The following is a 14,769-nucleotide window of genomic DNA, read 5'->3' as shown; positions in this document are numbered from 1 at the left end:
GAGGACGACACCATGACCATTTCGAAACTCCTGGTCGCCAATCGGGGCGAGATCGCGGCGCGCGTGTTGCGCACCGCTAAGGCCCGCGGGCTTGCGACTGCCGTGTTGCGTCATGTCGCCGAGCAAGAGGGGCCGGCGCATCTGATCGCAGATGAGGTCGTGATGATCGACGGCCCGACGCCCGTGGCCGCCTATCTCGATATTCCTCAGATCGTCGAAGCCGCCAAAGGGATCGGCGCGGACGCGGTTCATCCCGGCTATGGCTTTCTGTCAGAGAATGCCGGTTTTGTCGCGGCGCTGGAAAAAGCCGGAGTGACCTTTGTCGGCCCGACGTCCGAGGTCATCGACCTGATGGGGGACAAGGTCCGCGCCCGCGCCTTCGTCGAGGAACGCGGGTTTCCCGTCGCCCCCTCGGCCATCGAGGATGATGATCCGGCGAGCTTTGTCGAACGCGCCCGCGCCGTTGGCTATCCGCTGCTCATCAAGCCCTCGGCCGGCGGTGGCGGCAAGGGCATGCGCGTCGTACGCGAGGACAGCACGCTGGAGACCGAAATCGAAACCGCGCGCCGCGAAGGCGAACGATATTTCGGCGACGGGCGGCTTTTCGTCGAACGCTATATCGAACGCCCGCGCCATATCGAGGTGCAGGTGATGGGCGACGGACAGGGCAACGTGGTCCATTTCTGGGAACGTGAATGTTCGATCCAGCGCCGGTTCCAGAAGATTATCGAGGAAACGCCGTCACCGGCGCTGACCCCCGAGCAACGGGATGAGATCTGCGAGACCGCTGTCGGAATTGCCCGCGCCGTCAAATACCGCGGGGCAGGGACTGTCGAATTCATCTATGCACAGGATGGGGCCTTTTATTTCCTGGAAATGAACACCCGCCTTCAGGTCGAACATCCGGTGACCGAGATGGTAACCGGCTTTGATCTGGTTGCCGAGCAGCTGCGTGTCGCGGCGGGCGACGGGCTGAGCGCCGTGCAGGCGGATATTCCCCAAACCGGACACTCGATCGAACTGCGCATCTGTGCCGAGGATGCGACCGCCGATTTTCGCCCCGCGATCGGCAATATCCTGCTGCTGGACGAACCCCAGGGCGAGGGGATCCGCGTAGACAGCGGCATTCTGGATGGCGGCAAGGTAACGACCGACTTCGACCCGATGTTGTCCAAGCTGATCGTGCATGGCCCGGATCGCGCGCAGGCCATCGCCCGTGCCCGGAGCGCGGTGCAAAGCTATGTGATTCTCGGGGTAACGACCAACACCGGTTACCTGGATGCAATCCTTGCACATCCGGATTTCGCCTCTGGTGACGTTTCAACTGGCTTCCTGGCTGAACAATCCGAAACGCTAACCGCGCCGGGCGAAGACGTCTCTGACTTGCTGATGGCGGCGGCGGCCCTATCGGACGAGCGCCTGGTGAGTGACGTAATGCAGATACCGGAAATGTACCGCAAGATGGGTGGGTGGAGAAACTGATGCAACGGATTTTTCAGATCGACGGAGAAGAGACTGATTGCTGGCTGGGTCATGATGGCAGCCGGTTCGTGCTCAACACCCCCACTGGCGCTGTTGCCTGCCAATTGGACCCGACGGGTCTGCCGGGCGGTTACAAGCTGCGGGCCAAGGGTGTTGTGCGCGAATTGCGACTGGCCGTGGGGCCGGAAGCAACTTTTGTACACACGGACGGGCGAACCTATGAAGTCGGGCGGGTTGATCCCGCCGAACGCCTGGCCGGAAGCGACGGTGGCGCGAGCGACGACCGATTGGTGGCGCCCATGCCGGGTGTCGTGGTGTCAGTTGCGGTTAAACCCGGCGATGCGGTTGAAGAAGGCCAGCCACTTCTGGTGATCGAAAGCATGAAGTTGGAAACCACACTGACGGCGCCGCGCGACGGGGTCGTTGCCGAAATGCCATTCGCCGAAGGCGACAGTTTTGGTCTGAAAGACATCCTGGCCCAATTGGCTCCGGAGGAGGAGTGACCATGCGCAGAATTGAAAGTCAGATCGACACCAATGCCGCCGACTACAAGGCAAATTTCGCCGCCATGTCTGAACGGCTGAAGGAATTCCACGCTCGCCAGCACGCGGCGCGTTTCGAACGTCCGCAACGCGATATCGACCGCCTCGCCCGCCAGAACAAACTGGGCGTGCGCGAGCGGTTGAAACTGCTGCTGGACCCCGGCACTCCGTTTTTGGAATTTTCAACCCTGGCGGCCTGTCGTGAATATGACGGGGTGGTGCCCGGCGCAGGCGTGGTTACGGGGATCGGCATCGTGCAAGGCCGCGAGGTCGCCATTCATGCCAATGATGCCAGCGTCAAGGGCGGTGCCTGGTATCCGCATACCGTGAAAAAGGTCGTGCGTCTTCTGGATGTCGCGCTGGAAAACCGTCTGCCGGTCATCCATATCTGCGACAGCGCGGGCGGTTTCCTGCCGCTGCAGCACGGGGTGTTTCCCGACCGGTATCTGGGCGGGCGGGTGTTCCGCAACCAGGTCAAGCTGAGCCAGGCCAATATCCCGCAGATTGCCGTGGTCGGCGGACACTGCACGGCTGGCGGTGCCTATGTGCCGACGCTGAGCGACTACAACATCATCATCGAAGGCACAGGCGCGATTTTCCTTGGCGGTCCCCCGCTGGTCAAGGCGGCTACCGGCGAAGAGGTCGGTGTTCAGGAGCTTGGCGGCGCGGTCATGCACACCTCGGTATCGGGCACCGGCGACTATCGCGCCGCGACCGAACAACACGCCTTTTCACTGGCGCGCGAGATTGTCAGCCAATGGATGCGCACCCCGAAAACGATCATCGAAACCGCCGCTTTTGAAGAGCCATACTACGACCCCAAGGAGCTTTATGGGATCATCCCCAAGGACCGGAAAACCCAGTTTGATATGCGCGAGGTCCTGGCGCGGATCGTCGATGGCTCGCGCTTTCACGAATACCAGCCCGACTATGGCACCACGATGGTTTGCGGCTTTGCCCATATCTGGGGTTACAAGGTCGGCATCCTTGCCAACAACGGGGTGCTGTTCAACGACAGTTCGCTCAAGGCAGCGCATTTCATGCAGTTGTGCAACCAGAACCGCACGCCTCTGGTCTTTTTCCAGAACATCACCGGCTATATGGTGGGCCGCGAATACGAAGAACGAGGCATCGCCAAGGATGGCGCCAAGATGCTGATGGCGCAGGGCGGCTCGGTCGTGCCGAAGTTTACCGTGATCGCCAATGCGTCTTACGGGGCCGGCAACTACGGGATGTGCGGACGGGCCTGGGACGCGCGCACGCTGTTCATGTGGCCCCAGGCCGAGATCGGCGTGATGGGGGCGGATCAGGCCGCAAATACCATGGCGGACGTCAAGATTCGGCAGCTTCAGCGCGAAGGCAAAGAGCTGACCGAAGAAGAAATCGCCGCGATCCGCGAACCGGTGCTGGAAAAATACAAGCGCGATGTCGAGGCTTATACCTCGACCTCGGAATTGTGGGACGACGGCATCCTCGATCCGGCGGACACACGCAACGCGCTTGGCATGTCGATTTCTGCCTCGCTCAATGCACCGATCGACGATCCGCACTACGGGATCTTCCGTCTGTAAAGGCTTGAGGGACGGCACACCGGGTCGGGGAGTGCCGTTCCGCGTCAAGGCGCTTCCATCTGGCGCTTTCGGAATCTGAAGTAGTCCTGACCGGTCCGGTTCCCGGACAGGTCAGGACGATGTCCGCCGCGCCTCCTGAATGGAGACGACGTCAGAGGCCGCCATGCCGGGCCGGTTTGCCTCGACCGCCTTCAGCGGCTCGACCGGCGTCAATCCGGCCAGACAGTCGCGCGCAAGTTGCTGGTATTCCGCGGTGCCGCGCGTTTTCCACGCGATTTCTTTCTCGCTGACCTCGCGGATCACCTTTGCCGGCGATCCCACCACCATCGAACGCGGCGGAATCACGGTTTCGCCACGCACAAACGCCTGCGCGCCGACAATCGATTCCGCCCCAAGCTCTACACCATCCATAATGACGGAATTCATTCCGACCAGAGCGTTCCGGCCCACTGTGCAACCGTGCAGGATCGCGCCATGGCCGATGTGGCCGTCGCTTTCCACCACGGCGTCGCGGCCGGGAAAGGAATGGATGATGCAATTGTCCTGAACATTGGCTCCATCCCCGATCACGATCCTGCCGAAATCGCCCCGCAAGCTTGCTCCGGGGCCGATGTAGCATCCATGACCCAAGATGACATTTCCGATCAGAACGGCCTGGGGGTGGACATATGTATCCTCGGGCACGACGGGTATAAAACCCTTGAACTCATAACAGTATGCCATTCCGACCACCTTTCGTAAGCTGAGTGCTAAACGCTTGTCAGCGGTTGCGCCGGGACCAGAATCCCTCAATTGTGCCGCCGATCAGGGCGTGTGGCCCGAAAACAAACACAAGTTAGAAAATAGCGCAAGCTCCCTACGTCACAGCTTGGCGATATTGACACTTCCCAAGGTTGGGATTTAAAATCTAACAAATGGTAGAAAATAGGCTGGCGGACCGATTAGGGTGGCCTGACCGAACTTGGGAGAGAGAGAAATGACAGACAAAGCCTATGTTGCAGGCGTTGGGATGGTCCCGTTCCAGAAGCCGGGAAAATCCGAAAGCTACGATGTGATGGCGACCGCTGCGACCCGGTCCGCTCTGGCAGACGCGGGGTTGGATTATGATAAAGTCCAACAGGCCTATGTTGGCTATGTCTATGGCGACAGCACCTGCGGTCAGCGCGCCCTGTACCATGTCGGAATGACAGGCATCCCGGTTCTGAATGTGAACAACAACTGCTCGACCGGATCGTCCGCCCTGTTCCTGGCCAGGCAGGCAGTTGAAAGCGGCGCGGTCGAATGTGCTCTGGCACTTGGGTTCGAACAGATGCAGCCCGGCGCAATCGGTGCGATGTTCCATGACCGGGTCAGCCCGTTTGCGGCATTCGACAGTGAAACCGACGAACTGGTTGGCAGTGCCGAGATCCCGCTGGCGCTGCGGTACTTCGGCGGTGCGGGCAAGGCGCATATGGACGAGTTCGGCACCCCCCTGGAAACCTTCGCAAAAATCCGCGCCAAGGCCAGCCGACATGCTGCGAAGAATCCGGTTGCCCTGTTCCGGCAGGAGGTGACGGCGGAAGACGTCATGGCCGCCCAGGTCGTCTGGCCCGGCGTCATGACCAAGCTCATGGCCTGTCCGCCAACCTGTGGCGCGGCCGCCGCGATCATTTGTTCCAAGAAATTCGCCGACAAGCACGGACTGGACAGTTCGGTTCGGATCGCGGCGCAGGCCATGACGACGGACGGCCCGGAAACTTTCGAAGCCCATGACATGCGCGAAGTGGTCGGCTTTTCGATGGCCAAGCGCGCCGCCGATCAGGTTTACGAGGACGCGGGCATCGGGCCCGAGGACGTGGATGTGGTCGAACTGCACGACTGTTTCGCCCACAACGAGCTTATCACCTATGAGGCGCTTGGCCTTTGCGGTCGCGGCGAAGCGGCGAAATTCGTTGATGATGGCGACAACACCTACGGCGGAAAATACGTGACCAACCCGTCGGGCGGTCTTTTGTCCAAAGGCCATCCGCTTGGGGCGACCGGCCTAGCGCAATGTACCGAGCTCGTTCAGCAGCTTCGCGGCCAGGCAGATGCGCGCCAGGTTGATGGCGCACGTCTGGCGCTTCAGCACAATCTGGGCCTCGGCGGGGCCTGCGTCACCACGCTTTATGAAAAAGCCTGATAGCGCCTTTCGGGAGGAATCAATATGACTGGAAAACTCGACGGGCGCGTGGCGCTGGTCTCGGGCTCGGGCCGGGGCATTGGCCGCGAAATCGCTCTCAAACTGGCCTCGGAAGGGGCCCGGCTGGTGATCAACGATCTGGATGCGGATCCGGCCAATGAAACCGCCGAGGCGGTGCGCGCAATGGGAGCTGAGGCCGTGGTCTGTGCCGGCAGCGTCACCGAAGACGGTTTTGCCGAACGGTTCATCAAGACCGGCGTGGACAGCTTTGGCGGGTTAGACATCATCGTGAACAACGCAGGCTACACTTGGGATAGCGTCGTTCAGAAGATGTCCGACGAACAGTGGCAGGCGATCATCGACGTCCACCTGACGGCACCTTTCAAGATCCTGCGCGCTGCCCAGCCGGTGATCAGCGCCAAGGCCAAGGAAGAGGCCGCCGCCGGGCAAGAGGTGTTCCGCAAGGTGGTCAACATCTCGTCCATCGCAGGGACCGGCGGCAATGCTGGCCAGATCAACTATTCCGCCGCAAAGGCCGGTATCCTAGGGGTCACCCGGACGATGGCCAAGGAATGGGGCCGCTATAAGGTCAACGTCAACGCCGTCGCCTTCGGCCCGATTCGCACCCGCTTGACCGAAGGCAGCGCGGATGGCGACAGCACGATCAAGGTCGAGGAAAAAGAGATCAAGGTCGGCGTGAATCCCGATCTCCTGTCCCAGATGGAGCGCATGATCCCGCTGGGCCGGGTCGGCACTCCGGAAGAAGCTGCCGGTGCCGTCTATCTGTTCTGTGCGCCGGAATCGAACTTCATTTCAGGCCAGCACGTCATCTGCGGTGGCGGTTTCGTGATCTAAGGCATTTGCCCGGACCCGATGACGGGGTCCGGGCAAGCACATTAATGTCTGGGCGGCCTCTTGGCGGTCGCCAATGCGGAATTTTCCGCAAACTCTAGTCTGGCACGATCACGACGATTTACTCATTTGCGTTATTAACCTAACAGGCGTTAGTTAGGCGTTGGGGCGATACGAAAGTATATGGCACAAAACACGGCAATCAAAGTCAACGAGACATCGCGCAGCGCGGTTGGACGGGATGGGGTGCTGGACATTGCCGCGCGGCTTTTCCGCGAACAACGCTACGGGTCCGTTTCGCTCCGAAAAATTGCCGAGGCCGCCGGGATCAAGGCGGGTAGCATATATTATCATTTCGGTTCCAAGGACGAGATCGTCGCGGCCGTTCTTGATGCAGGGATTCGAGTCGTTCACGAGAGCATGAGAGACGCCGTCACCGACCTGCGGGCCGATGCCGACGGCGAAACGGTACTGCGCGCCGCGATCCGGGCGCATCTGCGCGCGCTTATTGATGTGAGCGATTATACATCGGCGAATGTGCGTATTTTCGGGCAGGTGCCGCAATCCGTCCGGGATGCCAACTTGCCCACGCGCAGGGCCTATGAGGCAGAGTGGGACAGTCTTCTGTCCCAGCTTAAGAAAGATGGCACGCTGAAGCAAGACGTCGATATCCGTCGCCTGCGCCTGATGCTGATCGGTACATTGAACGCCACGCTCGATTGGTTCGACCCGGACCGCGGTAGCGCCGATGCGTTGTCACGCACCTATGCCGATGTGTTCCTCAACGGGATACTCCAAAGACAGGATACCTGACTTCATGGCACGTCTTGAAACAGCGGTGCTGACCGCATCAGAGACCTACACCCGCAACCACGCCGCACAAAGCGAGCGCGTCGAAACGCTGCGTGCGCGGATCGCCGAAGCAACGGCTGGCGGCCGCCCCGATATGGTCGCGCGGCATCGCAAGCGCGGCAAGCTGTTGGTCCGCGAACGGATCGACCTGCTGGTGGATCCGGGCACTGCGTTTCTTGAGCTGTCGTCGCTTGCCGCCTACGGTCAATACGGGGGCGAGGTGCCCGGTGCGGGGATCGTGACCGGTATCGGGATCGTCCACGGGCTGCCCTGCGTTGTGATCGCCAACGATGCGACAGTGAAGGGTGGGTCCTTCTATCACGAAACCGTGCAGAAACACATCCGCGCCCAGGAAATCGCAGCCGAGAACCGGCTGCCCTGCCTCTATCTGGTGGATTGCGGCGGTGCCTATCTGCCAGAGCAGGACCGGGTTTTCCCCGATGCCCGCCATTTCGGCAATTCCTTTTATCGTCAAACCAACATGTCCGCGAGCGGCCTGCCGCAGATCTCGGCGGTCTTTGGAGGCTGCACGGCCGGTGGGGCCTATATCCCGGCCCTGTCGGACGAAGTCATCATGGTACGCGGCAACGCACGCATCCATCTGGGCGGCCCCTCGATCGTCAAGGTGGCGATCAACGAAGAGGTTGATGGAGAAACATTGGGGGGGGCCGAGATGCATTCGCGCGTCTCCGGTGTGTCTGACCATCTGGCCGAGGACGAGTATCATGCGCTTGCTCTGATGCGCGACATCGTATCCGAACTGGGCCTGTCGCGCCCGATGGGTCCCGATGCAACCTGCGCGCCGCCGGCGCGCAACCCAGAGGAACTGCTTGGCGTCATCAGCGCCGATCGCAAACAGCCCTATGACATGCGCGAGGTTCTGCTGCGCATGATCGACGCCGGCGAATTCCGCGAATTCAAGCCCGGATGGGGTGAGACGCTGGTCTGCGGCACCGCGCGGATTCACGGCTATCGAGTGGGCATTCTCGCAAATAATGGGGCGCTTGTGTCCGACAGTTCGCTCAAGGGCGCGCAATTCGTGTCGATGTGCGATCAACGCAACATCCCGCTTTTGTTCCTCCACAACATCTCGGGCTTCATGGTCGGCACCGAAGCCGAGCGCGGCGGCATTGCCAAAGACAGCGCCAAGCTGGTCTATGCCATGTCGGTTGCCAAGGTGCCGCGCCTGTCGGTCCTCTTGGGCGGCTCATACGGGGCAGGCAACTACGGCATGTGCGGACGTGGTTTCGCCCCGAATTTTCTCTTTGCCTGGCCCACGGCGGAACTGGCCACCATGTCTGCCGACATCGCCACAAATGTGATGCTGGAACTGCGCCGCCAGAAAGGGGGCGACCCGGGCAAGATGGAGGCCGACATGAAGCTGATCGAGGAGCAGGTTCGGGCCCAGTACGGTGAACAGTCCGATCCCTATTATGCCACCTCGCGGCTTTGGGATGACGGGCTGATCGAACCCGCGCAAACCCGCGATATCCTTGGCCTGTGTCTGGCCATCGTGACATCGGTGCCCGAAGCCGGTCGCCATACGCCTGTATTCAGAATGTGAGGCTTCAAGTTGACCAATACCTACAACACGATCCTTATCGAAACCGATGCGCGTGGCGTCGCCACGCTGACGCTCAACCGCCCCGACAAACACAATGCGCTGAATGGCGAATTGATCGCAGAGCTATACGATGCCGCCGAAAAGCTGGCTGCAGATGACGATGTGCGTATTGTGGTCCTGACCGGCGCGGGCAAGAGCTTCTGCGCGGGCGGCGACTTCAACTGGTTCGCCTCTAATGTCGAGAAAACCCGTAGTGAAAGGGTCGCACAAAGCGCCACGCTGGCGCGGCTGTTGCGCCGTCTTGACACGCTGCCCAAACCCTTGATCGGGAGGATCAACGGCCCGGCTTACGGTGGCGGTGTCGGCATGATTTCCGTCTGCGACTACACCATCGGCGCCGAAGGCGCGCGCTTCGGTCTGACCGAGGTCAAGCTGGGCCTTCTGCCCGCGAATATATCGCCTTACGTGGTGGCCCGCATCGGCAAGGTGCATTCGCGTGAGACCATGCTGTCGGGGGCGTTGTTCGACACCGCCCGCGCCGAGCGGATCGGTCTGTTGACCGAAGTTGTCGCGCCGGGCGACTTGGACGCCACGGTGAACCGGGTGGTGCATGATCACCTTCAGGCCGCGCCGGGTGCCGTGGCCGATACCAAGGCGCTGATCGCCTATGTCGCGTCCCACGATCTGGAGACCAACATGATCTACACCGCCGACCGGCTGGCCGATGCGTGGGAGACGGAGGAAGGTATCGAAGGCATCAACAGCTTCATCAACAAGGGCGTTCCGTCATGGCGGGTGAAATGAGCTTCACCCGCGTTCTGATCGCCAACCGGGGCGAGATTGCCCGGCGCATCCAGCGCGGGTGCCGCAAACTGGGGCTGGAAAGCGTAGCGGTGTTTTCGGACGCGGACCGCGACGCGCCCTTCGTGGCCGAGGCCGATCATGCCGTCTGCATCGGTGGGGCCGCCCCGTCAGACAGTTATTTGAACGTCGAGGCCATCCTTGAGGCCGCGCGGGCGACGGGCGCGGGTGCGGTGCACCCGGGATATGGTTTTCTGTCTGAGAATGCCGGTTTCGCGGCGGCGGTCGAGGCGGCGGGCCTTGTGTTCATCGGGCCGGAACCCGACGCTATCGCGCGGATGGGCTCCAAGATCGAGGCCAAGGCTGCCGCCGAAGCCGCAGGCGTGCCCGTCCTGCCCGGCTATCGCGGCGAGGATCAGTCCGACGCGCGCCTGCTGCAAGAGGCCGAGGCGCTTGGCACCCCCTTTCTGGTCAAGGCCAGCGCCGGCGGCGGCGGACGCGGGATGCGGCTTGTCTCCGATCTGGGCGACGCACCCGAAGCGATTGCATCTGCCCGGGCCGAAGCGCAGAGCGCCTTCGGCGATCCGGCGGTGTTCCTCGAACGCTATGCGCCCCGTGCCCGCCACGTCGAAGTGCAGGTTCTGGGCGACACTCACGGCACCGTGCTGCATCTGGGCGACCGCGATTGTTCGCTGCAACGCAACCACCAAAAGCTGATCGAAGAAGCCCCCGCCGCCGATCTTCCCGAGGCTGTGCGCGACCGCATGCGTGCGGCAGCGGTGCGGTTGGCGCAGGCGATCGGCTATCGCTCCGCCGGGACGGTGGAATACCTCTATGACCCCGGGCGCGGTGAATACTACTTTCTGGAAATGAATACCCGGTTGCAGGTGGAACACCCCGTGACCGAGGCGATCACCGGCATCGATCTGGTCGAATGGCAGTTGCGCATCGCGCGGGGCGAGCCGCTGGCGCTGACGCAAGGCGATGTGCAGTTTGACGGGCACGCCATTGAAATCCGCATCGCCGCCGAAAACCCGGCCGAGAATTTTCACCCCGAAACGGGCGAGATCACCCTTTGGGCGCCGCCTGCGGATGTGCGGCTGGACACTGGGGTAGAGTGCGGTTCGGTCGTCGGCCACCACTACGATTCCATGATTGCCAAGCTGATCGTCCACGCGCCGGATCGGACCGGGGCGATCCGCCGGGCGATCACCGCGATCGATGCTTTTGCCGTCGGCGGCGTCGGCCTGAACCTGGCCTATCAACGCGCGTTACTGGCACACCCGGATTTTGCGGCGTTCCGTCACCATACCTCGTACCTGCCCGAGATGTTTCCAGGCGGCTGGACTGAATCGTCCGCTGATCACCGGGACATGGCCTTTGCCGCGATGGCGCTGCATCTGCGTCTCGTGCCGGCGGGCGCGTCGCCCTGGGAAAGCCTAGGGTCATGGCGACTCACAGCCCCTGCGCGACAGTCCGGCGCGGCCTTCTATTGGGACACAACCAAAGACGAACCGATCCGCATGTACGGCTCCGGGTCGGGGTTGACTGCCATTCAACCGGACGGCCAGACCATCACGGTCGAGAGTGCCGCTTTAACAGGATGCCGTCTGAGCGGACGCATCGACGGGGTTCCGTTTTCGCGCATCGCTTACGTCGTGCGCGCGCCGAGTCACTGGCGAGTGCACCTGCAAACCCCTGCTGGAATGACCGCGACAGACCTGCGTACGCTGGAAGACCAGCATCTGCAACGTGCCACCGGCGGGTCTGGCGTCGCTGACCTGTTGTCCGCACCCATGCCCGGCGCCGTGGCCGAGGTGCGCGTCGCACTCGGCGATCGCGTCAAAGCCGGAGACACGCTGGTGGTGCTTGAGGCCATGAAGCTGTTGCAAAGCCTGCCCGCGCCGGTCGCGGGCGTGGTGACTGAAATCTATTGTGCACCCGGCGATACGGTCGCCGGGCACGCCCCACTTATCAAACTCGATCCAGAGGAAAACACATGACCAGACAAGACAGCATTACTCAGGTCACCGGCCCGTTCAACGAAGACCTCGAGATGATCCGCAACCAGTTGCGCCGGTTCATTGAAGCCGAGGTGACCGCCAAGGCCGAGCCTTGGGAGGAGCAGGGCAAGGTACCCCGCGACGTGCTGCGCCGGATGGGTGATCTCGGCGTGCTGGGGATGCGCTATGACGAACAGTATGGCGGCGCGGGGCTGGACGTGATGTCCAGCGTGGTTTTGGCCGAAGAGGTCGGGCGATCCACTTTCGGCGGGTTCTCGGCCACGGTTCTGGTCCACACCGACATGGCCTCGCCGCATCTGGAAAACGCCGGCACGCCCGAACAGAAGGCGCGCTGGATGCCGTCGATCGTCTCGGGCGAAATGATCACCGCCGTTGCTGTGACCGAACCGGGCGCGGGCTCGGACGTGGCGGGCATGCGCTCCCGCGCGGTGCGGGACGGGTCGGATTGGGTGCTGAACGGCACCAAGATGTTCATCACCAACGGCGTGCATGGCGATCTCTACTTTGTCGGTGCCAAGACCGATCCGGATGCCAAGGGGTCGCGCGGGATCACCATATTTGCGGTCGAAAAAGGCACGCCGGGCTTTTCGGTCGGACGGGCGTTGAACAAGACCGGCTGGCTGTGCTCGGACACTGCCGAACTGATCTTCGAAGATGTCCGTATCCCGGCCGAAAACGTCTTGGGCGAGGTCAACCGCGGTTTCTATTCGGTAATGAAGAACTTCCAGAACGAACGCATTGTGCTGGGTGCGATGGCCTGTGCCGAAGCGCAAACCGCGCTGGACATGACCGTGGATTATGTCAAGCAGCGCAGGGCCTTTGGCGGCGTTCTGTGGGACAAGCAGGCCGTGCGCCAACGGCTGGCCGACTGTCAGACGCGGATCGCTGCAGGACGTCAGCTGGTCTATCACGCCGCCGGTCTGGATGCCGCGGGCGGTGACTGCGTGAAAGAGGTCTCGATGGTCAAAGCCTATTGCGGCGAACTGGTGAACAGCGTGCTTTATGACTGCGTCCAGTTTCACGGCGGTATGGGTTATATGCGCGAAACACCGGTGGAACGCATGTCACGCGATGCCCGTGTGCAGGCCATCGGCGGCGGGGCGAGCGAAGTCATGTTGGAAGAAGTCGCCAAGCGCATGTGAGCTTACTATCCAAAAAATTAACAATCTACAGAAACAAGGACGAAAAAGATGAATCTGGAAACCACTCAAAGCCAAACACTCGCAAAACTTACCCAAGAGATCTCGATAATTCTCGTCGGCACAATTCTTCTGACACTATCCGCCAAAATCGTGGTGCCGTTCTACCCGGTTCCCATGTCTACACAAACCCTGGTTGTCTTGGGTCTGGGCCTTTTCCTGGGGCCGGTGCGCAGTAGTCTTGTTGTTGTGACATACCTTTTTGAAGGTCTGCTTGGCCTGCCGGTCTTCGCAGGCACGCCTCCGGCTCTGGCCGGACCGGCGTATATTGCGGGTCCCACAGGCGGATACTTGGTAGGCTTCGCACTTGCGGCGGCCGCCGCCGGGTGGATTGTTCAAGCACTGCAAGGACTTCGGCCTGCGTTCAGAGCATCTGTCGCGGTCTTTTTGGGTTCGATAGTCATGTATTGCGCAGGGCTGCTCTGGTTGGGTGGCTTTGTCGGCTATGGCGAAAAGTTGCTGAACGCCGGTCTTTACCCGTTCCTTCTCGGGGATCTGACGAAGGCGACAATTGCTGTAGTTCTGTATACTGCTTACCATAATCGCCGCGCTGTGTGACTGCCAGCCCAAGACTGTATCAGACTGTTTCAGTCTCATACGGGCCTGGTCCAATGTAAGTTGAAATAGTCCGATGCCGGATTTGACAGGCACCGGACGCCAGCCTGAGGTTTCCGGCGCCATGCGAGAGCAATGCGCAAAACTTTGCGAACCAAATTGTTCGCAATCAATACCTGGTCGCACACAATGAAAAGAAGCAGCATATTTTTCTCAGAGCCGGAGCCTTGCCGCGCGAAGGGAGTCGAATTGGCCCCTGGAATTCTGAGGATCGTCGCGAACAATCCCGGAAAGATGACCTACCACGGGACAAATAGCTACATCATTGATACGCCTGATGGTCGGTTCATAATCGACCCCGGCCCAGCAGAAGACAGTACACATTTCGGGGCAATCATCGAAAATTTGGGGGCCAAACCATCCGGGATTCTGCTCACACACCACCATTCTGATCATTTTGGAGTCGTCCCAGCCCTGCGAGCACGGACAGACGCACCTGTTTATGCCTCACGGGCATTCCCTGACGATGCATTTCGACCTGACCGGTTTCTGGAGGACGGACAGGTCATTGCCGGTCTTACCGTCCTGCACACACCTGGTCACGCGAGCGACCACCTTTGTTTCGCGAGACCTGACGGAGTGCTCTTCACGGGCGACCACGTTATGAGTTGGAACAGTTCGATCGTCAGCCCCCCTGACGGAAACATGCACGACTACTGCGCGCAGCTACAGCGGCTGATTGAGCGCGACGATAGGATCTACTTTCCGGGGCACGGACCTATACTCCGGGATCCGCAACCTTACGTCAAACGGTTGCTTTCCAACCGCATGCGTCGCGAGGCGGAGATCCTCGCCCACCTCTCAAACACCCCGGATTCGGTCCAGAATATCGCCGCTTCCGTCTACCAGAAAACCGACCCACATATCGCAATGGCCGCAGGACGAAACGTTGCGGCGCATCTGGAGAAGCTGTTGTCTGAGTCGCGGGTGGTACAAGATGGCGGGGTATGGAAATTAACATAAGAAGGATTATGCGCAACATGAATGTACGCGCAAAGTTAAAATGTCCCACATCTGCAAAGTAGAAATGTCACACTTCCCTGTTGATCAAGCAGGATTGGAGTGTGTCCGTGGGAATGTTGATCATGAGCGAGCGCGAGCTGAAC

Annotated in this window: 13 protein-coding genes; 12 read left to right on the top strand and 1 reads right to left on the bottom strand. The window is 60.9% G+C overall.

Annotation, left to right across the window (positions count from 1 at the left end; all coding sequences use genetic code 11):
• The first annotated feature begins 12 nt into the window (after positions 1-12).
• Genes GLS40_RS17195 through GLS40_RS17185 form a run of 3 tightly spaced genes read left to right on the top strand, consistent with a single transcriptional unit; the run spans position 13 to position 3,595 of the window.
• Positions 13-1,482: an acetyl-CoA carboxylase biotin carboxylase subunit gene (locus GLS40_RS17195; RefSeq protein ID WP_048534150.1), complete on the top strand. Its 1,470-nt coding sequence runs from the start codon at positions 13-15 to the stop codon at positions 1,480-1,482.
• Positions 1,482-1,985: an acetyl-CoA carboxylase biotin carboxyl carrier protein subunit gene (locus tag GLS40_RS17190; protein ID WP_202076289.1), complete on the top strand. Its 504-nt coding sequence runs from the start codon at positions 1,482-1,484 to the stop codon at positions 1,983-1,985. Before GLS40_RS17195 ends, GLS40_RS17190 begins: the two co-directional genes overlap by 1 nt.
• 2 nt (positions 1,986-1,987) lie before the next feature.
• On the top strand, positions 1,988-3,595 hold the full coding sequence (locus GLS40_RS17185) for an acyl-CoA carboxylase subunit beta (protein ID WP_043753618.1): 1,608 nt from the start codon (positions 1,988-1,990) through the stop codon (positions 3,593-3,595).
• Between the two features lie 111 nt (positions 3,596-3,706).
• Here the strand turns inward: GLS40_RS17185 and GLS40_RS17180 are convergent, their stop codons facing one another.
• Positions 3,707-4,318 carry an acyltransferase gene (locus GLS40_RS17180; RefSeq protein ID WP_043753615.1) on the bottom strand — a complete coding sequence of 204 codons (612 nt, stop codon included), beginning with the start codon at positions 4,316-4,318 and terminating at the stop codon, positions 3,707-3,709.
• Between the two features lie 253 nt (positions 4,319-4,571).
• Here GLS40_RS17180 and GLS40_RS17175 point away from each other — a divergent pair, with 253 nt between their 5' ends.
• From GLS40_RS17175 to GLS40_RS17135, 9 genes are all read left to right on the top strand, one after another.
• Positions 4,572-5,756: a lipid-transfer protein gene (locus tag GLS40_RS17175; RefSeq protein WP_048534149.1), complete on the top strand. Its 1,185-nt coding sequence runs from the start codon at positions 4,572-4,574 to the stop codon at positions 5,754-5,756.
• A gap of 24 nt (positions 5,757-5,780) precedes the next feature.
• Complete coding sequence (locus GLS40_RS17170) at positions 5,781-6,611, top strand: SDR family NAD(P)-dependent oxidoreductase (RefSeq protein WP_027264429.1); 831 nt, start codon at positions 5,781-5,783, stop codon at positions 6,609-6,611.
• Positions 6,612-6,791: 180 nt separating this feature from the next.
• The gene (locus GLS40_RS17165) at positions 6,792-7,421 is read left to right on the top strand and encodes a TetR/AcrR family transcriptional regulator (protein ID WP_043753609.1); all 630 of its coding nucleotides are present in this window, start codon (positions 6,792-6,794) and stop codon (positions 7,419-7,421) included.
• 4 nt (positions 7,422-7,425) lie between these two features.
• Positions 7,426-9,024, top strand: coding sequence for an acyl-CoA carboxylase subunit beta (locus GLS40_RS17160; protein ID WP_043753606.1), 1,599 nt, complete (start codon positions 7,426-7,428; stop codon positions 9,022-9,024).
• A gap of 9 nt (positions 9,025-9,033) precedes the next feature.
• Complete coding sequence (locus GLS40_RS17155) at positions 9,034-9,828, top strand: crotonase/enoyl-CoA hydratase family protein (protein ID WP_028288551.1); 795 nt, start codon at positions 9,034-9,036, stop codon at positions 9,826-9,828.
• Entirely contained in the window at positions 9,825-11,828 is a 2,004-nt protein-coding gene (locus GLS40_RS17150; RefSeq protein WP_229737739.1) for an acetyl/propionyl/methylcrotonyl-CoA carboxylase subunit alpha, read from the top strand. The genes GLS40_RS17155 and GLS40_RS17150 overlap by 4 nt, the downstream gene beginning before the upstream one ends.
• Positions 11,825-12,991, top strand: a complete 1,167-nt coding sequence (locus tag GLS40_RS17145) for an acyl-CoA dehydrogenase family protein (RefSeq protein WP_043753598.1) — start codon at positions 11,825-11,827, stop codon at positions 12,989-12,991. The genes GLS40_RS17150 and GLS40_RS17145 overlap by 4 nt, the downstream gene beginning before the upstream one ends.
• A gap of 48 nt (positions 12,992-13,039) precedes the next feature.
• Positions 13,040-13,606, top strand: a complete 567-nt coding sequence (locus GLS40_RS17140; protein WP_043753595.1) for a biotin transporter BioY — start codon at positions 13,040-13,042, stop codon at positions 13,604-13,606.
• Between the two features lie 132 nt (positions 13,607-13,738).
• A complete protein-coding gene (locus tag GLS40_RS17135) occupies positions 13,739-14,626 on the top strand; it encodes an MBL fold metallo-hydrolase (protein WP_238318824.1) in 888 nt (295 codons plus the stop codon).
• Positions 14,627-14,769 lie beyond the last annotated feature (143 nt).

The organism is Pseudooceanicola pacificus, from assembly GCF_009789075.1.
In the GTDB taxonomy this organism is placed as follows: domain Bacteria; phylum Pseudomonadota; class Alphaproteobacteria; order Rhodobacterales; family Rhodobacteraceae; genus Pseudooceanicola; species Pseudooceanicola pacificus.
This window is presented reverse-complemented; position numbering and strand designations above follow the sequence as displayed.

What these genes read in the sequence shown, in the direction of transcription:
- GLS40_RS17195 (WP_048534150.1), top strand. Translation starts at nt 13, where the DNA reads ATGACCATTTCGAAACTCCTGGTCGCCAATCGGGGCGAGATCGCGGCG.
- GLS40_RS17190 (WP_202076289.1), top strand. Translation starts at nt 1,482, where the DNA reads ATGCAACGGATTTTTCAGATCGACGGAGAAGAGACTGATTGCTGGCTG.
- GLS40_RS17185 (WP_043753618.1), top strand. Translation starts at nt 1,988, where the DNA reads ATGCGCAGAATTGAAAGTCAGATCGACACCAATGCCGCCGACTACAAG.
- GLS40_RS17180 (WP_043753615.1), bottom strand. Translation starts at nt 4,318, where the DNA reads ATGGCATACTGTTATGAGTTCAAGGGTTTTATACCCGTCGTGCCCGAG.
- GLS40_RS17175 (WP_048534149.1), top strand. Translation starts at nt 4,572, where the DNA reads ATGACAGACAAAGCCTATGTTGCAGGCGTTGGGATGGTCCCGTTCCAG.
- GLS40_RS17170 (WP_027264429.1), top strand. Translation starts at nt 5,781, where the DNA reads ATGACTGGAAAACTCGACGGGCGCGTGGCGCTGGTCTCGGGCTCGGGC.
- GLS40_RS17165 (WP_043753609.1), top strand. Translation starts at nt 6,792, where the DNA reads ATGGCACAAAACACGGCAATCAAAGTCAACGAGACATCGCGCAGCGCG.
- GLS40_RS17160 (WP_043753606.1), top strand. Translation starts at nt 7,426, where the DNA reads ATGGCACGTCTTGAAACAGCGGTGCTGACCGCATCAGAGACCTACACC.
- GLS40_RS17150 (WP_229737739.1), top strand. Translation starts at nt 9,825, where the DNA reads ATGAGCTTCACCCGCGTTCTGATCGCCAACCGGGGCGAGATTGCCCGG.
- GLS40_RS17145 (WP_043753598.1), top strand. Translation starts at nt 11,825, where the DNA reads ATGACCAGACAAGACAGCATTACTCAGGTCACCGGCCCGTTCAACGAA.
- GLS40_RS17140 (WP_043753595.1), top strand. Translation starts at nt 13,040, where the DNA reads ATGAATCTGGAAACCACTCAAAGCCAAACACTCGCAAAACTTACCCAA.
- GLS40_RS17135 (WP_238318824.1), top strand. Translation starts at nt 13,739, where the DNA reads ATGCGCAAAACTTTGCGAACCAAATTGTTCGCAATCAATACCTGGTCG.